Annotated in this window: 16 protein-coding genes and 3 pseudogenes; 16 read left to right on the top strand and 3 right to left on the bottom strand. The window is 61.3% G+C overall.

All coding sequences use genetic code 11. The features are described from left to right. Positions 1-575: 575 nt before the first annotated feature. From HX855_RS08520 to HX855_RS08455, 14 genes are all read left to right on the top strand, one after another. The gene (locus tag HX855_RS08520) at positions 576-989 is read left to right on the top strand and encodes an NADH-quinone oxidoreductase subunit A (protein WP_003219575.1); all 414 of its coding nucleotides are present in this window, start codon (positions 576-578) and stop codon (positions 987-989) included. A gap of 10 nt (positions 990-999) precedes the next feature. Further along, a complete protein-coding gene (locus HX855_RS08515; RefSeq protein ID WP_003219572.1) occupies positions 1,000-1,674 on the top strand; it encodes an NADH-quinone oxidoreductase subunit B family protein in 675 nt (224 codons plus the stop codon). Positions 1,675-1,746: 72 nt separating this feature from the next. Beyond that, positions 1,747-3,531, top strand: coding sequence for an NADH-quinone oxidoreductase subunit C/D (gene nuoC, locus HX855_RS08510; RefSeq protein WP_177090050.1), 1,785 nt, complete (start codon positions 1,747-1,749; stop codon positions 3,529-3,531). Between the two features lie 2 nt (positions 3,532-3,533). Beyond that, positions 3,534-4,031: an NADH-quinone oxidoreductase subunit NuoE gene (nuoE, locus tag HX855_RS08505; protein ID WP_056861694.1), complete on the top strand. Its 498-nt coding sequence runs from the start codon at positions 3,534-3,536 to the stop codon at positions 4,029-4,031. Then, positions 4,028-5,383 carry an NADH-quinone oxidoreductase subunit NuoF gene (gene nuoF / locus HX855_RS08500; protein ID WP_063031425.1) on the top strand — a complete coding sequence of 452 codons (1,356 nt, stop codon included), beginning with the start codon at positions 4,028-4,030 and terminating at the stop codon, positions 5,381-5,383. The genes nuoE and nuoF overlap by 4 nt, the downstream gene beginning before the upstream one ends. 135 nt (positions 5,384-5,518) lie before the next feature. Then, entirely contained in the window at positions 5,519-8,233 is a 2,715-nt protein-coding gene (gene nuoG, locus HX855_RS08495) for an NADH-quinone oxidoreductase subunit NuoG (protein WP_177090051.1), read from the top strand. Next, positions 8,230-9,237 (top strand): NADH-quinone oxidoreductase subunit NuoH, encoded by a 1,008-nt coding sequence (gene nuoH, locus HX855_RS08490; RefSeq protein WP_003219563.1) that lies wholly within the window; start codon positions 8,230-8,232, stop codon positions 9,235-9,237. The genes nuoG and nuoH overlap by 4 nt, the downstream gene beginning before the upstream one ends. Positions 9,238-9,248: 11 nt before the next feature. Then, positions 9,249-9,797, top strand: coding sequence for an NADH-quinone oxidoreductase subunit NuoI (gene nuoI, locus HX855_RS08485; RefSeq protein ID WP_003174725.1), 549 nt, complete (start codon positions 9,249-9,251; stop codon positions 9,795-9,797). A 9-nt stretch (positions 9,798-9,806) separates the two neighbouring features. Continuing rightward, positions 9,807-10,310 carry an NADH-quinone oxidoreductase subunit J gene (gene nuoJ, locus HX855_RS08480; RefSeq protein WP_003219561.1) on the top strand — a complete coding sequence of 168 codons (504 nt, stop codon included), beginning with the start codon at positions 9,807-9,809 and terminating at the stop codon, positions 10,308-10,310. A gap of 2 nt (positions 10,311-10,312) precedes the next feature. Beyond that, positions 10,313-10,621, top strand: a complete 309-nt coding sequence (nuoK, locus tag HX855_RS08475; RefSeq protein ID WP_003219560.1) for an NADH-quinone oxidoreductase subunit NuoK — start codon at positions 10,313-10,315, stop codon at positions 10,619-10,621. Continuing rightward, positions 10,618-12,471: an NADH-quinone oxidoreductase subunit L gene (gene nuoL, locus HX855_RS08470; RefSeq protein WP_177090052.1), complete on the top strand. Its 1,854-nt coding sequence runs from the start codon at positions 10,618-10,620 to the stop codon at positions 12,469-12,471. Before nuoK ends, nuoL begins: the two co-directional genes overlap by 4 nt. 49 nt (positions 12,472-12,520) lie before the next feature. Next, complete coding sequence (nuoM, locus tag HX855_RS08465) at positions 12,521-14,053, top strand: NADH-quinone oxidoreductase subunit M (RefSeq protein ID WP_017476147.1); 1,533 nt, start codon at positions 12,521-12,523, stop codon at positions 14,051-14,053. Between the two features lie 7 nt (positions 14,054-14,060). Continuing rightward, positions 14,061-15,524 (top strand): NADH-quinone oxidoreductase subunit NuoN, encoded by a 1,464-nt coding sequence (nuoN, locus tag HX855_RS08460; protein WP_017476148.1) that lies wholly within the window; start codon positions 14,061-14,063, stop codon positions 15,522-15,524. Between the two features lie 263 nt (positions 15,525-15,787). Continuing rightward, the gene (locus HX855_RS08455; RefSeq protein WP_102604535.1) at positions 15,788-16,102 is read left to right on the top strand and encodes a DNA-binding transcriptional regulator; all 315 of its coding nucleotides are present in this window, start codon (positions 15,788-15,790) and stop codon (positions 16,100-16,102) included. Between the two features lie 59 nt (positions 16,103-16,161). On the opposite strand, the gene HX855_RS33840 is transcribed toward HX855_RS08455, so the two are convergent. The 3 genes and pseudogenes from HX855_RS33840 to HX855_RS08445 all read right to left on the bottom strand — a co-directional run. Next, a complete protein-coding gene (locus tag HX855_RS33840; protein WP_375140068.1) occupies positions 16,162-16,917 on the bottom strand; it encodes a methyl-accepting chemotaxis protein in 756 nt (251 codons plus the stop codon). A gap of 102 nt (positions 16,918-17,019) precedes the next feature. Next, positions 17,020-17,841, bottom strand: a pseudogene (locus HX855_RS33835) (cache domain-containing protein); the annotation flags it as partial. A 72-nt stretch (positions 17,842-17,913) separates the two neighbouring features. Then, a pseudogene (locus HX855_RS08445) lies at positions 17,914-18,438 on the bottom strand (Na+/H+ antiporter NhaC family protein); the annotation flags it as partial. A 39-nt stretch (positions 18,439-18,477) separates the two neighbouring features. Here HX855_RS08445 and HX855_RS33830 point away from each other — a divergent pair. Both HX855_RS33830 and HX855_RS33825 read left to right on the top strand, forming a co-directional pair. Continuing rightward, positions 18,478-19,548 (top strand): annotated as a pseudogene (locus HX855_RS33830) (HAMP domain-containing protein); the annotation flags it as partial. A 102-nt stretch (positions 19,549-19,650) separates the two neighbouring features. Next, the gene (locus tag HX855_RS33825; RefSeq protein WP_375140067.1) at positions 19,651-20,406 is read left to right on the top strand and encodes a methyl-accepting chemotaxis protein; all 756 of its coding nucleotides are present in this window, start codon (positions 19,651-19,653) and stop codon (positions 20,404-20,406) included. The last annotated feature ends 35 nt before the right edge of the window (positions 20,407-20,441 follow it).

The following is a 20,441-nucleotide window of genomic DNA, read 5'->3' as shown; positions in this document are numbered from 1 at the left end:
GCAATGCCGGAGTGAGGGAACACCGAGCCTTAGCGAGGTGCCGACAGGCGGGGCAGAGCCCTTTGGTTACTTTGGGGCTTTTCCAAAGTGACCCGCTGTAAGAGCGGAACCAATAGCCGCCGTTACCGCAACAACGGATATGTACACCCCCCACCCCCAATTTTCGATCAAAACATTGATCCAGAGCGGTACCCCCACCTACAAAACCAGCTAAAAGATCCGCTTTACCAACTAGCATCCCCCACACAAGTAACAGCAACTTCCCCCGTTAAACCCCGAACAGCTGTTTAAAACCCACGCAAACAATATTCATTATCATTTAGAGCATGAAAACTTCTTTACAGCTTAAACAAAACATAATTGGTGAAATGCCCGCTAATGCCCGCCCCGCAAGGGCTACAGCCCCACAAAGGTGCACTATGTCCTTATTCCATCGAATAATTTCGCTATAGGAATTTTACTTGCCCGGTGTTTAGCCATAAAATCACCGCGATTGATTGCGCTGCGACATATCGTCACTGCATCGTTACTTTTTCGAGCTCAGAGACCTTTGCTCTCTGTTAAGGATTTCCAGCATGACCGAAGCGACAGGACTCATGGCCCACAACTGGGGCTTTGCCATTTTCCTCCTCGGTGTTGTCGGCCTTTGCGCCTTCATGCTCGGCGTCTCCAGCCTCCTCGGGTCAAAAGCCTGGGGCCGCAGCAAAAACGAACCGTTCGAGTCCGGCATGCTACCTACAGGTGGCGCCCGCTTGCGGCTCTCAGCCAAATTCTATCTGGTCGCGATGCTCTTCGTGATCTTCGACATCGAAGCCCTTTTTCTCTTTGCCTGGTCTGTGTCCGTCCGCGAAAGCGGCTGGACCGGATTCGTCGAAGCCCTCGTTTTCATAGCAATTCTGTTGGCAGGCCTTGTCTACCTATTTCGAGTGGGCGCCCTTGACTGGGCTCCGGAAGCTCGTCGCAAGCGGCAAGCGAAGCTGAAACAATGAGGCTTTGGCGATGCAATACAATCTCACCAGGATCGACCCGGATGCTCCTAACGAGCAGTACCCCATCGGCGAACGGGAAACCGTTTCCGACCCGTTAGAAGACCAAGTCCACAAAAACATCTACATGGGCAAGCTGGAAGACGTGCTGAGTGGCGCGGTCAACTGGGGGCGTAAAAACTCCCTGTGGCCGTACAACTTCGGTCTGTCCTGCTGCTACGTGGAAATGACCACCGCCTTCACGGCGCCCCACGACATCGCGCGCTTTGGCGCCGAAGTTATCCGGGCATCGCCGCGTCAGGCGGATTTCATGGTTATCGCCGGTACCTGCTTTATCAAGATGGCGCCGATCATTCAGCGTCTCTACGAGCAAATGCTCGAGCCAAAGTGGGTTATCTCCATGGGTTCGTGCGCCAACTCCGGTGGCATGTACGACATCTACTCCGTGGTTCAGGGGGTGGACAAGTTCCTGCCCGTGGACGTCTACGTGCCTGGCTGCCCGCCCCGCCCTGAAGCATTTCTGCAAGGCTTGATGCTGTTGCAGGAATCGATTGGCAAGGAGCGTCGCCCACTTTCCTGGGTTGTCGGAGATCAAGGCGTATACCGCGCCGAGATGCCGTCACAAAAGGAACAGCGCCGCGAACAGCGTATTCAGGTCACCAACCTGCGCAGCCCCGACGAAGTCTGATCCAGCACCGCTTCTTTTATAGAACGAAAACCTGGCTTCATTCTTTACGTTGACCGAAAGCGATAAAAAACCATGACTACAGGCAGTGCTCTGTACATCCCGCCTTATAAGGCAGACGACCAGGATGTGGTCGTCGAACTCAATAACCGTTTTGGCCCTGACGCCTTCACCGCCCAGGCCACACGCACCGGTATGCCGGTGCTGTGGGTGGCGCGTGCCAGGCTCGTCGAAGTCCTGAGCTTCCTGCGCAACCTGCCCAAGCCGTACGTCATGCTCTATGACCTGCATGGCGTGGACGAGCGCCTGCGCACCAAGCGCCAGGGACTGCCAAGCGGCGCCGATTTCACCGTGTTCTACCACTTGATGTCGCTGGAACGTAACAGCGACGTGATGATCAAGGTGGCCCTCTCCGAGAGCGACCTGAGCGTCCCGACCGTGACCGGTATCTGGCCAAACGCCAACTGGTACGAGCGTGAAGTGTGGGACATGTTCGGCATCGATTTCCCGGGCCACCCGCACCTGACGCGCATCATGATGCCGCCGACCTGGGAAGGTCACCCGCTGCGCAAGGACTTCCCTGCCCGCGCCACCGAATTCGATCCCTTCAGCCTGACCCTCGCCAAGCAACAGCTTGAAGAAGAAGCGGCACGCTTCCGTCCGGAAGACTGGGGCATGAAGCGTTCCGGCACCAACGAGGACTACATGTTCCTCAACCTGGGCCCGAACCACCCTTCGGCTCACGGTGCCTTCCGCATCATCCTGCAACTGGACGGTGAAGAAATCGTCGACTGCGTGCCAGACGTCGGTTACCACCACCGTGGTGCCGAGAAGATGGCCGAGCGTCAGTCGTGGCACAGCTTCATCCCGTACACCGACCGCATCGACTACCTCGGCGGCGTGATGAACAACCTGCCGTACGTGCTCTCGGTCGAGAAGCTGGCCGGCATCAAGGTACCGGACAAGGTCGACACCATCCGCATCATGATGGCCGAGTTCTTCCGGATCACCAGCCACCTGCTGTTCCTGGGTACCTATATCCAGGACGTCGGTGCAATGACCCCGGTGTTCTTCACCTTCACCGACCGTCAGCGCGCCTACAAGGTGATCGAAGCCATCACCGGCTTCCGCCTGCACCCGGCCTGGTACCGCATCGGCGGCGTCGCCCACGACCTGCCGCGCGGCTGGGAACGCCTGGTCAAGGAATTCATCGACTGGATGCCCAAGCGTCTGGACGAGTACCAGAAAGCCGCGCTGGACAACAGCATCCTCAAGGGCCGGACCATCGGCGTTGCGGCCTACAACACCAAAGAGGCCCTGGAATGGGGCGTCACCGGTGCCGGCCTGCGCTCCACCGGCTGCGACTTCGACCTGCGTAAGGCGCGCCCGTACTCCGGCTACCAGAACTTCGAATTCGAAGTCCCGCTGGCGGCCAACGGCGATGCCTACGACCGCTGCATCGTGCGCGTCGAAGAAATGCGCCAGAGCCTGAAGATCATCGAACAGTGCATGCGCAACATGCCGGAAGGCCCGTACAAGGCGGATCACCCGCTGACCACGCCGCCGCCGAAAGAGCGCACGCTGCAACACATCGAAACCCTGATCACGCACTTCCTGCAAGTTTCGTGGGGCCCGGTGATGCCGGCCAACGAATCCTTCCAGATGATCGAAGCGACCAAGGGTATCAACAGTTATTACCTGACGAGCGATGGCGGCACCATGAGCTACCGCACCCGGATCCGTACTCCAAGCTTCCCGCACCTGCAGCAGATCCCTTCGGTGATCAAAGGTGAAATGGTCGCGGACTTGATTGCGTACCTGGGTAGTATCGATTTCGTTATGGCCGACGTGGACCGCTAAGCATGAATAGCACGCTTATCCAGACAGACCGTTTCACCTTGAGTGAAACCGAGCGCTCGGCCATCGAGCACGAGCTGCATCACTACGAAGACCCGCGCGCGGCGTCGATCGAAGCCTTGAAGATCGTCCAGAAGGAACGTGGCTGGGTGCCGGACGGCGCCCTCTACGCCATCGGCGAGATCCTGGGCATCCCTGCCAGCGACGTTGAAGGCGTGGCGACGTTCTACAGCCAGATCTTCCGCCAGCCGGTGGGCCGTCACATCATTCGCGTGTGCGACAGCATGGTCTGCTACATCGGTGGCCACGAGTCCGTGGTCAGCGAGATCCAGAACAAGCTGGGCATCGGCCTGGGCCAAACCACCGCGGACGGCCGCTTCACGCTGCTGCCGGTGTGCTGCCTGGGCAACTGTGACAAGGCGCCGGCGTTGATGATCGACGACGACACATTTGGCGACGTGCAGCCTGCTGGCGTCACCCAATTGCTCGAGGGCTACCCATGACCCTGACTTCCTTCGGTCCTGCCAACCGCATCAAGCGCACGGCTGAGACTCACCCGCTGACCTGGCGCCTGCGTGACGACGGCGAAGCCGTTTGGCTCGACGAATACCAGGCCAAGAACGGTTACGCGGCCGCGCGCAAAGCCTTCGCCGACATGGCCCAGGACGACATCGTCCAGACCGTGAAAGACGCAGGCCTGAAAGGCCGCGGCGGTGCAGGCTTCCCCACAGGCGTCAAGTGGGGCCTGATGCCCAAAGACGAATCCATCAACATCCGCTACCTGCTGTGCAACGCGGATGAAATGGAGCCGAACACCTGGAAAGACCGCATGCTGATGGAGCAACTGCCCCATCTGCTGATCGAGGGCATGCTGATCAGCGCCCGCGCGCTGAAAACCTACCGTGGCTATATCTTCCTGCGTGGCGAGTACACCACCGCCGCCAAGCACCTGACCCGTGCCGTGGAAGAAGCCAAGGCTGCTGGCCTTTTGGGCAAGAACATCCTGGGTTCCGGTTTTGACTTCGAACTGTTCGTGCACACCGGCGCCGGGCGTTACATCTGCGGTGAAGAAACCGCACTGATCAACTCCCTCGAAGGCCGCCGCGCCAACCCGCGCTCCAAGCCGCCCTTCCCTGCCGCCGTGGGCGTGTGGGGCAAGCCGACCTGCGTGAACAACGTTGAGACCCTGTGCAACGTGCCGGCAATCATCGGCGACGGCGTGGAGTGGTACAAATCGTTGGCCCGTGAAGGCAGCGAAGACATGGGCACCAAGCTCATGGGCTTCTCCGGCAAGGTCAAGAACCCGGGCCTGTGGGAACTGCCTTTCGGCGTGACCGCCCGCGAGCTGTTCGAGGACTACGCCGGCGGCATGCGCGACGGCTACACCCTCAAGGCCTGGCAGCCAGGCGGCGCCGGCACCGGTTTCCTGTTGCCCGAGCACCTCGACGCACAAATGTACGCCGGCGGCATCGGCAAGGTAGGCACCCGTATGGGTACCGGCCTGGCCATGGCCGTGGACAACACCGTGAACATGGTGTCGTTGCTGCGCAACATGGAGCAGTTCTTCTCCCGCGAATCCTGCGGTTTCTGCACCCCATGCCGCGATGGTTTGCCCTGGAGCGTCAAGCTGCTGATGGCCCTGGAAAACGGCGAAGGCCGCGAGGGTGACATCGAGACCCTGCTGGGTCTGGTCGGTTTCCTCGGCCCAGGCAAGACCTTCTGTGCTCACGCACCGGGCGCCGTGGAGCCATTGGGCAGCGCGATCAAATACTTCCGCTCGGAGTTCGAAGCCGGCATCGCGCCTACCAGCGCCGCCGTCCCGCCTCTGGCAAGGCCGATTGTAGTCGGCGCGTAACGCTTAAAAAGGCGAAGGGTCCGTGCCCTTCGCCTTCTCGTGTGCTGACGCCTTTATGGCTGTGTTGATGCACATGAATAACAAGATTCCATTAGCCACGCCCGCTGACACCGGGCCAACGAAGAACTTTGAACCATGGCCACTATCCACGTAGACGGCAAAGAGCTCGAAGTCGATGGGGCAGACAACCTGTTACAGGCGTGTCTGTCGCTAGGCCTCGACATTCCATATTTCTGCTGGCACCCCGCCCTTGGCAGCGTTGGCGCTTGCCGCCAGTGCGCGGTCAAGCAGTACACCGACGAGAACGACACCCGTGGTCGTATCGTCATGTCCTGCATGACCCCTGCCACCGACGGCAGCTGGATTTCCATCGAAGACGAAGAAGCGAAAGTGTTTCGCGCCAGCGTCGTCGAATGGCTGATGACCAACCACCCGCACGACTGCCCTGTGTGTGAGGAAGGCGGCCACTGCCACCTGCAAGACATGACCGTGATGACCGGCCACAACGAGCGCCGGTATCGCTTCACCAAGCGCACCCACCAGAACCAGCAACTGGGCCCGTTCATTTCCCACGAGATGAACCGCTGCATCGCCTGCTACCGCTGCGTGCGCTTCTATAAGGACTACGCCGGCGGCACCGACCTCGGTGTGTTCGGCGCCCACGACAACGTGTACTTCGGTCGCGTTGAAGACGGCACCCTCGAAAGCGAGTTCTCCGGCAACCTCACCGAGGTCTGCCCGACCGGTGTGTTCACCGACAAGACTCACTCCGAGCGCTACAACCGTAAATGGGACATGCAGTTCTCGCCGAGCATCTGCCATGGCTGCTCCAGCGGTTGCAACATCTCCCCGGGCGAACGCTACGGCGAACTGCGTCGCATCGAAAACCGCTTCAACGGTTCGGTCAACCAGTACTTCCTGTGCGACCGTGGCCGTTTCGGCTATGGCTACGTCAACCGCGAAGACCGCCCGCGTCAGCCACTGCTGGCCGACGGTGCCAAGCTGAGCCTCGACGAAGCGCTGGATAAAGCCGCTGATCTGCTGCGCGGTCGCAACATCGTCGGTATCGGTTCGCCCCGCGCCAGCCTCGAAAGCAACTACGCGTTGCGCGAGCTGGTGGGTGCCGAGCACTTCTACTCGGGTATCGAAGCCGGTGAGCTGGAGCGTATCCGCCTGGTGCTGCAAGTTCTGAACGACAGCCCGCTGCCGGTTCCGAACATGCGCGACATCGAAGACCACGACGCGATCTTCGTCCTCGGTGAAGACCTGACCCAGACCGCCGCCCGTGTTGCCCTGTCCCTGCGCCAGTCGGTGAAAGGCAAGGCCGAAGACATGGCCGACGCCATGCGCGTCCAGCCCTGGCTCGACGCCGCGGTGAAGAACATCGGCCAGCACGCGCTGAACCCGCTGTTTATCGCCAGCCTGACTAACACCAAGCTCGACGACATCGCCGAAGAATGCGTACACGCAGCCCCCGACGACCTGGCCCGCATCGGTTTCGCCGTGGCTCACGCCCTCGACGCCAGCGCGCCTGCCGTTGAAGGCCTGGATGCTGAAGCCGTTGAACTGGCCAAGCGCATCGCCGACGCCCTGCTGGCGGCCAAGCGTCCATTGATCATTGCCGGTACCTCCCTGGGTTCCAAGGCGCTGATCGAAGCCGCTGCCAACATCGCCAAAGCCTTGAAGCTGCGCGAGAAGAACGGTTCCATCAGCCTGATCGTGCCGGAGGCCAACAGCCTCGGCCTGGCCATGCTCGGTGGCGAGTCCCTGGACGCCGCCCTGCAAGCCGTGACCGACGGCAGCAGCGATGCGATCGTGGTGCTGGAAAACGACCTGTACACCCGCACCGATTCGGCCAAGGTCGACGCAGCGCTGAACGCGGCCAAAGTGGTGATCGTTGCCGACCACCAGAAAACCGCCACCAGCGACCGCGCTCACCTGGTACTGCCAGCCGCCAGCTTTGCTGAAGGCGACGGCACCCTGGTCAGCCAGGAAGGCCGCGCCCAGCGCTTCTTCCAGGTGTTCGATCCGAAGTACATGGACGCCAGCATCCTGGTTCACGAAGGCTGGCGCTGGCTGCATGCCCTGCGCGCCACCCTGCTGAACCAGCCGATCGACTGGACCCAACTCGACCACGTGACCGCAGCCGCAGCCGCAGCCGCACCGCAACTGGCACGCATCGTCGACGCAGCACCGTCCGCCTCGTTCCGCATCAAGGGCATGAAACTGGCCCGTGAACCGCTGCGCTACTCCGGCCGTACCGCCATGCGGGCTGACATCAGCGTGCACGAACCCCGTACCCCGCAAGACAACGACACCGCGTTCGCCTTCTCCATGGAAGGTTACTCGGGTTCGGTCGAGCCACGTCAGCAGGTGCCATTTGCCTGGTCGCCGGGCTGGAACTCGCCGCAAGCCTGGAACAAGTTCCAGGACGAAGTCGGTGGTCACATCCGTGCCGGCGACCCGGGCACCCGCCTGATCGAAAGCACCGGTGACTCGCTGAACTGGTTCGCCAGTGTTCCGCGTCCGTTCAACCCGGCCCAGGGTACCTGGCAGGTTGTGCCGTTCTTCCACCTGTTCGGCAGCGAAGAGACTTCTTCCAAAGCCGCGCCGGTACAAGAGCGCATTCCAGCCGCCTACGTGTCCGTAGCCAAGTCCGAAGCCGACCGCCTGGGCGTCAACGACGGTGCCCTGCTCAGCCTGAACGTCGCCGGCAAGACCCTGCGTCTGCCGCTGCGGATCGACGAAGAGCTGGGTGCTGGCCTGGTTGCATTGCCAAAAGGCCTCGCCGGGATTCCTCCCGCGATCTTCGGCCTTACCGTTGACGGTCTGCAGGAGGCAGCTCAATGACCTGGTTCACCCCTGAAGTGATCGACGTGATCATCGCGGTGGTCAAGGCCATCGTGATCCTGTTGGCCGTGGTCGTGGCGGGCGCCTTGCTCAGCTTCGTCGAACGTCGCCTGCTGGGCTGGTGGCAGGACCGTTACGGTCCGAACCGCGTTGGCCCGTTTGGTATGTTCCAGATCGCCGCCGACATGCTGAAAATGTTCTTCAAGGAAGACTGGACCCCGCCGTTTGCCGACAAGGTGATCTTCACCCTGGCACCGGTCGTGGCCATGAGCGCCTTGCTGATTGCCTTCGCAATCATCCCGATCACCCCGACCTGGGGCGTGGCGGACCTGAACATCGGCTTGCTGTTCTTCTTCGCCATGGCCGGCTTGTCGGTCTACGCGGTGCTGTTCGCCGGTTGGTCGAGTAACAACAAGTTCGCCCTACTGGGCAGCTTGCGGGCTTCGGCCCAGACCGTCTCCTACGAAGTGTTCATGGGCCTCGCGCTGATGGGCATCGTGGTGCAGGTGGGCTCGTTCAACATGCGCGACATCGTCGAGTACCAGGCGCAGAACCTGTGGTTCATCATTCCGCAGTTCTTCGGCTTCTGTACCTTCTTCATCGCTGGCGTCGCCGTGACTCACCGTCACCCGTTCGACCAGCCGGAAGCGGAACAGGAACTGGCCGACGGTTACCACATTGAATACGCCGGCATGAAATGGGGCATGTTCTTCGTAGGTGAGTACATCGGCATCATCTTGATCTCGGCCCTGCTGGTCACGCTGTTCTTCGGCGGCTGGCACGGTCCGTTCGGCATCCTGCCGCAGCTGGCGTTCTTCTGGTTCTTCCTGAAGACCGCGTTCTTCATCATGCTGTTCATCCTGCTGCGCGCTTCCATCCCGCGCCCACGGTATGACCAGGTGATGGATTTCAGCTGGCGATTCTGCCTGCCGCTGACCCTGATCAATTTGCTGGTGACTGCTGCCGTTGTGTTGTTGAACACGCCAGCGGGCGCGGTTCAGTGAGGATTTGACCCATGTTCAAATATATTGGCGACATCGTTAAGGGTACCGGTACCCAGTTGCGAAGCCTGGTGATGGTGTTCGGTCACGGCTTTCGCAAACGCGACACCCTGCAATACCCGGAAGAAGCGGTGTACCTGCCGCCGCGTTATCGCGGCCGCATTGTCCTGACCCGCGACCCCGACGGCGAAGAGCGCTGCGTGGCCTGTAACCTGTGCGCCGTGGCGTGCCCGGTGGGTTGCATCTCGCTGCAGAAAGCTGAAACCGAAGACGGTCGCTGGTATCCGGACTTCTTCCGCATCAACTTCTCGCGCTGCATTTTCTGCGGCCTCTGCGAGGAAGCTTGCCCGACCACCGCGATCCAGCTGACACCGGATTTCGAGATGGCCGAGTTCAAACGTCAGGACCTGGTGTACGAGAAAGAAGATCTGCTGATCTCTGGTCCCGGTAAAAACCCTGATTACAACTTCTATCGTGTTGCAGGTATGGCCGTTGCCGGTAAGCCGAAAGGCGCCGCACAAAACGAAGCCGAGCCGATCAACGTGAAGAGCTTGCTGCCTTAAGGAAGAAAGATGGAATTCGCTTTCTATTTCGCATCGGGTATTGCAGTGGTGTCCACGCTTCGCGTGATCACCAACACTAACCCCGTGCACGCCCTGCTCTACCTGATCATTTCGCTGATCGCCGTGGCCATGACCTTCTTCAGCCTCGGCGCACCGTTCGCCGGTGTGCTGGAAGTGATCGCCTACGCCGGCGCCATCATGGTGCTGTTCGTGTTTGTGGTGATGATGCTCAACCTGGGGCCGGCTTCGGTCGCCCAGGAACGCGTCTGGCTCAAGCCCGGCATCTGGCTCGGCCCGGTGATCCTCGCAGCCCTGCTGCTGGGTGAACTGCTGTATGTGCTGTTCGCTCACCAGAGCGGCCAGGCCATCGGCCACACCACCGTAGACGCGAAAGCCGTGGGCATCAGCCTGTTCGGCCCGTACCTGCTGGTGGTCGAACTGGCTTCGATGCTGCTGCTCGCTGCAGCCATCACTGCCTTCCACTTGGGCCGCAACGAAGCCAAGGAGCAATGACGATGCCTGCTATCCCTTTGGAGCATGGTCTGGCGGTTGCCGGCATCCTGTTCTGCCTTGGCCTGGTCGGCCTGATGGTTCGCCGCAACATTCTGTTCGTGTTGATGAGCCTGGAAATCATGATGAACGCCGCAGCACTCGCGTTCATCGTGGCCGGTAGCCGTTGGGGCCAGCCGGATGGACAAGTGATGTTCATCCTGGTGATCAGCCTGGCAGCCGCCGAGGCCAGTATTGGCCTGGCGATCCTGCTGCAACTGTATCGTCGCTTCCACACGCTTGATATCGACGCTGCCAGTGAGATGCGCGGATGAACATGATCTTTCTGACTTTCGTATTTCCCCTGATCGGTTTCCTGCTGCTGTCGTTCTCCCGTGGACGCTGGTCGGAAAACCTCTCGGCCCTGGTCGGTGTGGGGTCCATTGGCCTGTCGGCGATTGTCGCCGCCTACGTCATCTGGCAATTCAACGTCGCGCCGCCTGAAGGCGGTCACTACACCCTGGTGTTGTGGCAGTGGATGTCGGTGGAGGGCTTCAAGCCCAACTTCGCCCTCTACGTCGACGGCCTGTCGATCACCATGCTTGGCGTGGTGGTGGGTGTGGGCTTCCTGATCCACCTGTTCGCGTCCTGGTACATGCGCGGTGAAGCCGGTTACTCGCGCTTCTTCGCCTACACCAACCTGTTTATCGCCAGCATGCTGTTCCTGGTGCTGGGCGATAACCTGTTGTTCCTGTACTTCGGCTGGGAAGGCGTGGGCCTGTGCTCGTACCTGTTGATCGGTTTCTACTACAGCAACCGCAACAACGGTAACGCCGCACTCAAAGCCTTTATCGTGACCCGGATCGGCGACGTGTTCATGGCCATCGGCCTGTTCATCCTGTTCCAACAGGTGGGCACGCTGAACATCCAGGAACTGCTGGTGCTGGCACCGCAGAAATTCCAGGTCGGCGACTTCTGGATCACCCTGGCGACCCTGATGCTGCTGGGTGGCGCTGTGGGTAAATCCGCACAACTGCCGCTGCAAACCTGGCTGGCGGATGCAATGGCCGGCCCTACCCCGGTTTCGGCACTGATCCACGCCGCAACCATGGTCACTGCCGGTGTGTACCTGATTGCCCGTACCCACGGCCTGTTCACCCTGGCGCCGGAGATTCTGCATCTGGTGGGCCTGGTGGGTGGCGTGACCCTGGTACTGGCCGGCTTCGCGGCCCTGGTTCAGACCGACATCAAGCGTATCCTCGCCTACTCGACCATGAGCCAGATCGGCTACATGTTCCTGGCCCTGGGCGTGGGTGCCTGGGACGGCGCGATCTTCCACCTGATGACCCACGCCTTCTTCAAGGCCCTGCTGTTCCTGGCGTCCGGTGCGGTGATCGTTGCCTGCCACCACGAGCAGAACATCTTCAAGATGGGCGGCCTGTGGAAGAAATTGCCGTTGGCCTACGCCAGCTTCATCGTCGGCGGCGCGGCCTTGTCGGCCCTGCCACTGGTGACCGCAGGTTTCTACTCGAAAGACGAAATCCTCTGGGAAGCCTTTGCCAGCGGTAACCACGGCCTGCTGTATGCCGGCCTGGTGGGTGCGTTCATGACCTCGCTGTACACCTTCCGCCTGATCTTCATCACGTTCCACGGTGAAGCCAAGACTGAAGCCCACGCAGGCCATGGCATTTCCCACTGGCTGCCACTGTCGGTGCTGATCGTCCTGTCGACTTTTGTCGGCGCCATGATCACCCCGCCTCTGGCCGGTGTACTGCCGGAAAGCGCTGGCCATGCCGGCGGCGCCGCCAAGCACAGCCTGGAAATCGCCTCGGGTGCCATCGCCCTGGCCGGTATCCTGCTGGCTGCCCTGCTGTTCCTCGGCAAGCGTCGCTTCGTCACTGCCATCGCCAACAGTGGCATTGGCCGCTTCCTTTCGGCCTGGTGGTTCGCTGCCTGGGGCTTCGACTGGATCTACGACAAACTGTTCGTCAAGCCTTACCTAGCCATCAGCCACGTACTGCGCAAAGACCCGCTCGACCAGACCATCGGTTTGATCCCGCGTGCCGCCAAGGCCGGTCACACCGCCCTGAGCCGCAGCGAGACCGGCCAATTGCGCTGGTATGCAGCTTCCATGGCGGCCGGTGCCGTCCTGGTAATCGGCGCCATCATCGTGGTCGCGGTCTGACTATGCACATTGCGAACTTTGCGAACTTGCGAAAGGAAACGAGCCCGTCATGATTCTGCCCTGGCTAATCCTGATCCCCTTTATCGGCGGCCTGCTCTGCTGGATGGGTGAACGCTTCGGCGCCACCCTCCCCCGCTGGATTGCGTTGCTGACCATGTCCCTGGAACTCGCGCTCGGCCTCTGGCTGTGGGCCCATGGCGACTATTCATTTGCTCCGGCACCGGGTGTCGATCCCACCTTCGCGCTTGAATTCAAGCACGTGTGGATCCAGCGCTTCGGCATCAACGTGCACCTGGCCCTCGACGGCCTGTCGCTGTTGATGATCCTGCTGACCGGCCTGCTGGGTATCCTCTCGGTACTCTGCTCCTGGAAAGAAATTCAGCGTCACGTGGGCTTCTTCCACCTGAACCTGATGTGGATCCTGGGCGGCGTTGTCGGCGTGTTCCTCGCCCTCGACCTGTTCATGTTCTTCTTCTTCTGGGAAATGATGCTGGTGCCGATGTACTTCCTCATCGCGCTCTGGGGTCACAGCTCTTCGGACGGCAAGAAAACCCGGATCTACGCGGCGACCAAGTTCTTCATCTTCACCCAGGCTTCCGGCCTGATCATGTTGGTGGCGATCCTGGGCCTGGTACTGGTCAACTTCAACAGCACGGGCGTGATCACGTTCAACTACGCCGACCTGTTGAAAACCAAGATGTCCCTGACCACCGAGTACATCCTGATGCTGGGCTTCTTCATCGCGTTCGCGGTGAAGCTGCCGGTGGTGCCGTTCCACTCCTGGTTGCCTGACGCTCACGCCCAGGCGCCGACCGCAGGTTCCGTGGACCTCGCCGGTATCCTGTTGAAGACGGCGGCCTACGGCCTGCTGCGTTTCGCCCTGCCGCTGTTCCCGAATGCCTCGGCCGAGTTCGCGCCGATCGCCATGACCCTCGGTCTGATCGGGATCTTCTACGGTGCGTTCCTGGCCTTCGCCCAAACCGACATCAAGCGTCTGATTGCCTTCTCGTCCGTTTCCCACATGGGTTTCGTACTGATCGGCATCTACTCCGGCAGCCAACTGGCGCTGCAAGGCGCGGTGATCCAGATGCTGGCTCACGGTGTGTCGGCCGCGGCACTGTTTATCCTCAGCGGCCAGTTGTACGAGCGCCTGCACACCCGTGACATGCGTGAGATGGGTGGCGTGTGGTCGCGTATCGCCTACCTGCCGGCCATCAGCCTGTTCTTTGCGGCCGCCTCCCTGGGCTTGCCGGGCACCGGCAACTTCATCGGCGAGTTCCTGATCCTGATGGGTGCCTTCGTGCATACACCGTGGATCAGTGCAATCGCCACCTCCGGCCTGGTGTTCGGTTCGGTCTACTCGCTGATCATGATCCACCGTGCGTACTTCGGTCCGGCCAAGTCCGACACCGTGCTGCACGGCATGGACGGTCGCGAACTGATCATGGTGCTCGGCCTTGCGGTACTGCTGGTGTTCATCGGCGTGTACCCGCAACCGTTCCTGGATACCTCTGCCGCAACGATGCATGGCGTGCAGCAATGGTTCAGCACCGCCTTCACTCAACTCGCTTCGGCCCGGTAAGAGCGCTATGGAATTCACGATCCAACACTTTATCGCGCTTGCGCCGCTGCTGATCTCCAGCCTCACCGTTGTGGTGGTGATGCTGGCGATCGCATGGCGCCGCAACCACTCGCAGACCTTCCTGATTTCCGTGGCAGGTTTGAACCTGGCCTTGCTGTCGATTATCCCGGCACTCAAGGTCGCACCGCTGGCGGTCACTCCGCTGTTGATGGTCGATGACTTCGCGCTGCTGTATATCGCGTTGATCCTCGTGGCCACCCTGGCCTGCGTCACCCTCGCCCACGCCTACCTCGGCGAAGGCGGCACGGGTTACCCGGGCAACCGCGAAGAGCTGTACCTGCTGATCCTGCTGGCTGCCACCGGCGGTATCGTGCTGGTCAGCGCACAGCACCTGGCCGGCTTGTTCATCGGCCTGGAACTGCTGTCGATCCCGGTCTATGGCCTGGTGGCGTACGCCTTCTTCAACAAGCGTTCACTGGAAGCCGGCATCAAGTACATGGTGCTGTCGGCCGCCGGTTCGGCGTTCCTGTTGTTCGGTATGGCCCTGCTCTACGCAGAAGCCGGCAGCCTGAGCTTCAGCGGTATCGGTCACGCCCTGGCTGCCTCCGGCAGCCCGGCGCCCATCGCCCAACTGGGCCTGGCCATGATGCTGATCGGCCTGGCGTTCAAGCTGTCGCTGGTGCCGTTCCACCTGTGGACCCCGGACGTGTACGAAGGCGCCCCGGCGCCGGTGGCTGCGTTCCTGGCTACCGCGTCGAAAGTCGCCGTGTTTGCCGTGATGGTGCGCCTGTTCCAGATCTCCCCGGCGGCCAACACCGGTGTGCTCAGCAACGTGCTGACCATCATCGCGATTGCTTCGATCCTGTTCGGTAACCTGCTGGCGCTGACCCAGAACAACCTCAAGCGTCTGCTGGGTTATTCGTCCATCGCGCACTTCGGTTACTTGCTGATCGCCCTGGTGGCGAGCAAGGGCCTGGCGATGGAAGCCATCGGCGTGTACCTGGTCACCTACGTGATCACCAGCCTCGGTGCATTCGGTGTGATCACCCTGATGTCCTCGCCTTACAAAGGCCGTGACGCCGACGCCCTGTACGAATACCGCGGCCTGTTCTGGCGCCGTCCGTACCTGACCGCCGTGCTGACCGTAATGATGCTGTCCCTGGCCGGCATCCCGCTGACCGCCGGCTTCATCGGCAAGTTCTACATCGTGGCCACCGGTGTTGAAGCCCACGAATGGTGGTTGGTGGCCTCCCTGGTACTGGGCAGCGCCATCGGCGTGTTCTATTACCTGCGCGTGATGGTGACCCTGTACCTGATCGAGCCAAACCTGCGCCGTGTGGACGCCGAGTTGCACTGGGAACAGAAAGCGGGCGGCGTGATGCTGCTGGCAATCGCCCTGCTGGCGTTCTTCCTGGGCGTTTACCCACAACCGTTGCTCACCCTGGTGCAGCATGCGGTGATGGCGGGTTGATCGCTTAGTTAAACGCAGTAAACAAAACGGCGCCTTAGGGCGCCGTTTTGCTTTCCGCTTTAGGAGCAAGCTGGCTCGCGATGGTCGTTAACGATGACGCGGAGTATCTGAAACAACGCGACGCCTTTCAGTTTTTCGCGAGCAAGCTCGCTCCTACAGAAACGGCGGAGTTGTCTGACCCTACACACAATCTCTCCTGATATCGCCCTCTCAAGAGCCACAGTAACGTTGCCGACCTATACGCAACCTACGTAGGCACCCCCATGAAACGTGACATCTTTTCCGAACTGGTCGAAGGCTTCGACGCGCTGGCAGATGAACGACAAGGCAAGGTAACGCTGCGCAGCCACAAGGTGCAGTTGAGCAAACTGGCACCGCTCACTGCCGACGAAGTCGTCGCTGTGCGTCAACAACTCAATCTGTCGCGCTCGGTGTTTGCGATGTACCTGCGCACCAACACCCGGACCCTGGAAAATTGGGAGCAAGGCCGGGCCACACCCAATGCTCAGGCGGCCACCTTGATTCGGCTGGTGGCGAAGTTTCCGGAGACGGTGGAACGTTTGGCGCTGTTGACCTGATCGATCAATCCAGCCAAGCCCGTCGGCAACAGGACGTTGCCGATGGCTCAAGCCTGCAATCAAATCCTGAACTGCCCCACCAACTGCCCCAACCGCTGCCCCAGGTCCGCCAGGCTGCGAGAGGTCTGGGCGCCCTGTTGGGTTTCATCGGCAACCGTATCCACCGCCACCGCAATCTGATGCACGCTGCGGTTGATCTCTTCGGCCACGGCGGTTTGTTCTTCGGCGGCGCTGGCGATCTGAGCATTCATCGAGTTGATGGTGCCGATCAGTTGCGCCATGGTGTCCAGGGACGCACCGGCTTCATTCGCCTGGGCCGAGGTGCCGTCGCCGGCATCGCTGGAGCGGCGCATGGATTCCACGGCGGCTTCGGTGCCTTTTTGCAGGCGGTCGATCATGCCCTGGATTTCCTGGGTGCTTTGCTGGGTTCGGCTGGCCAGGGCACGCACTTCATCGGCAACCACGGCAAAACCACGCCCGGCCTCCCCTGCCCGCGCGGCCTCAATGGCGGCATTGAGGGCCAGCAAGTTGGTCTGTTCGGCGATGGAGCGGATCACCCCAAGCACGCTGACAATCGACGACACGTCCTGTTGCAAGCTGTCCAGGGACACACCGCTGCTGCGGATGTCGTTCACCAGGGCATGGATTTGCGCAATGCTGCCGTCCACGACTTTTTTCGCGGCCTGGCCTTCGGCGTCAGTCTGTTGCGCCGCCACGGCCGCGCCTTGGGCACTGCGGGCCACTTCATGGGCGGCGGAGGACATTTCGTTGATCGCCGTGGCCACCTGATCGGTCTCGTGGCGCTGGCGCTCCATGGCTTTTTCCGAGCGATTGGCTTGCTCGGAAACCTGGCTCACCAGGCCGGTAAGCTGGGAGGTCATCTCGGTGATCTGGCGCACCAGGCCGTGGATCTTGTCGACGAACCGGTTGAAGGAGCCGGCCAGTTCCCCGAGCTCATCCTGGCTGGTGATGGCCAGCCGGCGGGTCAGATCGCCCTCACCGGCGGCGATGTCGTCGAGGTTGATCTTCATCAGGTGCAGCGGCCGCAGGATGGTATTGGCCATCAGCATGCCCACGGCGGCGATGACCAACAGCACCACCACGGCAATCCCGATGATGCTCAGCAGCACGCCTTCCATGCGCTTCTCCACCTTGACCTGGACCTCGGCCACCTGGGCGTCGATGCCGTCCAGGTTCACCGACGTACCGATCACCATGTCCCACTTGGGCAGGTACTCGGTATAGCCCATCTTCGGCACCAACTCGGTTTGCCCTGGCTGCGTCGAGCTGTATTGCAGGTAGTGGGTGCCGTCCTTGCCGACTTTCACAAGGTCGCGGTTGACGTAGACGCCATTCGGGTCGCGGTTGTCCTTGAAGCTTTTACCGACGCCGTCCGGGCTGTTGCCCTTGAACAGGCGAATGGTCTCGGAGTCGTAGCCGAAGAAGTAACCATCCTTGCCATAGCTGGTGTTGGACAGCAATTTGACCACCTCTGCGCGCGCCGTCGTGTCGCCTGGGGCGGCGGCATCGTAGAGCGGCTTGATGGTGGTCATCGCCACTTCCACATAACTTTGCAGCGTGGCCTTGGCGTCGTTGAGGAGGTTTTGGCGGGTTTCTTCGACCTCCTTACGGGCCTGCTCCTGGAGGATCCAGACCGTGGTCAGGCTGATGATCACGGCAAACAGCAATACGGGCAGTACGGCGAGGGACAGGACTTTGGCCTTCAGGCTAAGGCGCATGGCTTTTCTCTCTTATTAGGGAAGACTTGAGAGGTTATCGGCCCTGCGCTTTGAATCTGTAGGACAACCCTGTCAGAGGGTCATCGCGGCAAACCAGCCGAACGCCAGCAGCGGGATGTTGTAATGCAGGAACGTCGGCACCACGGTGTCCCAGATATGGTGATGCTGGCCGTCGATATTCAAACCCGAGGTCGGGCCCAGGGTGGAGTCCGACGCGGGCGAGCCGGCATCCCCCAGCGCCCCGGCTGTGCCGACGATGCACACGATGGCCAACGGGCTGAAGCCCAGTTGCACGCACAACGGCACAAAGATCGCCGCCAGGATCGGCACCGTGGAAAACGACGAGCCGATGCCCATGGTTACCAGCAAACCCACCAGCAGCATCAGCAGCGCACCCACACCGCGGCTATGGCCGATAAACGCCGCCGAAGCCTGCACGAGGGTCTGCACTTCACCGGTGGCCTTGAGTACTTCGGCAAAGCCCGAGGAGGCGATCATGATGAAGCCGATCATTGCCATCATCTTCATGCCTTCGGTGAACAGGTCGTCGGTGTCGCGCCAGCGCACGATGCCCGACACCGAGAAGATCAGAAAGCCCAGGGCGAAGTCCAGGCATTGGGCATCCGCCAGCAGTTCATGGACGCCTATCAATATGGCCACGGCTTTTCCCGGCAGGTGTTGTTCCTGCGCGAACAAGCCGAGAAACGTTTCCTGGATGCCTTCGACCTGCGCGAAGACCTGACCCATCAAGTCAAGGCCGCACTGCAAGCCAACCCCGACTTGCTGGGCCTGTCCCTGGTGTTCGAGGCCAACGCCCTCGATGGCAAGGACGAGTTGTTCGCCAATCAAAAGGAGCTGGGCAGCAACGACAAGGGCCGCTTTGCGCTGTACTGGTCCCAGCCGACCGCAGGCAAACTGACCTCAATGTCGCTGCCCGAAAGCGACATGTCCGACACCAGCGTCGGACCCAGCGGCGAAAAAGCCAACGCCTGGTTCACCTGCCCACGCACCACCCTCAAGCCGTGCGTGATCGAACCTTACTTTTATGTGATCGACGGGCAAAAGGTGCTGATGACCAGCATCGTTTTCCCGCTGATGGTCAACGGCAAAGTCATCGCGTCGCTGTCGGTGGACATCAACCTCAACAGCCTGCAGGCGGTCAGCCAGCAGGCCAGCCAGAAACTCTATGACGGCCAGACCAGCGTCAGCATCATCAGCCCGGTGGGCCTGCTGGCCGGTTACAGCCCGGACGCGAGCAAGCTCAGCCAGCGCCTCGACACCGTCGACACCGCCAGCGGCGCGCAGTTGATCAGTTCGCTGGCGACCAGCACCCAAACCCGCAGTGTGCGCACCGACCACCAACTCAAGGTGCTGGCGCCATTCACACCCATTCCCGACGGCAAACCGTGGGGCGTTCTGCTGGATGTGCCGGAAAAAGTCCTGGTGGCCCCGGCTGAAGCCCTGAAGGCCGAGCTGGACGCCGACAACGCCAAGGGCACGCTGCTGGAATTGAGCCTTGGCCTGCTGGCGGCGATTGTCGGCCTGCTGCTGGTGTGGCTGATGGCCCGCAGCGTGACGCGGCCGATCCTCGGCGTGGCACGCATGCTGGAAGACATTGCCAGTGGCGAAGGCGACCTGACCCGCCGCCTGGCCTACGACAAGCACGACGAACTCGGCGAGCTGGCCGGCTGGTTCAACCGCTTCCTCGACAAGCTGCAGCCGATCATTGCCCAGGTCAAACGCTCGGTGCAGGACGCCCGCGGCACCGCCGACCAGTCGGCCGCGATTGCCACCGAAACCAGCGCCGGCATGGAGCAGCAGTACCGCCAGGTCGACCAGGTAGCCACCGCCTCCCACGAGATGAGCGCCACCGCCCAGGACGTCGCCCGCAGCGCAGCCCAGGCCGCACAGGCCGCCCGCGATGCCGATCAGGCTACGCGTGTGGGCTTGACGGTGATCGACCGCACCACCACCAGCATCGGCCACCTGGCGGCGGACATGAGCACCGCGATGACCCAGGTTGAAGGGCTGGCGGCCAATAGCGAGAAGATCGGTTCAGTGCTGGAGGTGATTCGTGCGATTGCCGAGCAGACCAACCTGCTGGCGCTGAACGCCGCCATCGAAGCCGCCCGCGCGGGTGAGGCCGGTCGCGGCTTTGCGGTGGTCGCCGACGAAGTGCGCAACCTGGCGCGACGTACCCAGGAGTCGGTTGAAGAAACCCGCCTGGTGATCGAACAATTGCAAAGCGGCACCCAGGAAGTAGTGGGTTCCATGGGCAACAGCCATCGCCAGGCCCAGGGCAGCGTCGAACAGGTGGGCCAGGCCGTGACCGCGTTGCGCCAGATCGGCGAGGCGGTGACGGTAATCAGCGACATGAACCTGCAAATCGCCAGCGCCGCCGAAGAGCAAAGCGCAGTGGCCGAGGAGATCAACAACAACGTGGCGACCATTCGGGACGTGACGGAGTCGTTGTCGGAGCAGGCAAATGAGTCGGCGCGGGTCAGCCAGGCGTTGAACAGTTTGGCCAATCAGCAGCAGGGCCTGATGGATCAGTTCAGGGTTTGATGAGGTACACAGATCACCCTGTGATGAAGATCCAA

Source organism: Pseudomonas sp. IPO3778 (assembly GCF_013386825.1).
Lineage (GTDB): Bacteria > Pseudomonadota > Gammaproteobacteria > Pseudomonadales > Pseudomonadaceae > Aquipseudomonas.
The sequence above is the reverse complement of the archived record's forward strand: the minus strand, read 5'-3'. Positions and strand labels throughout refer to the sequence as shown.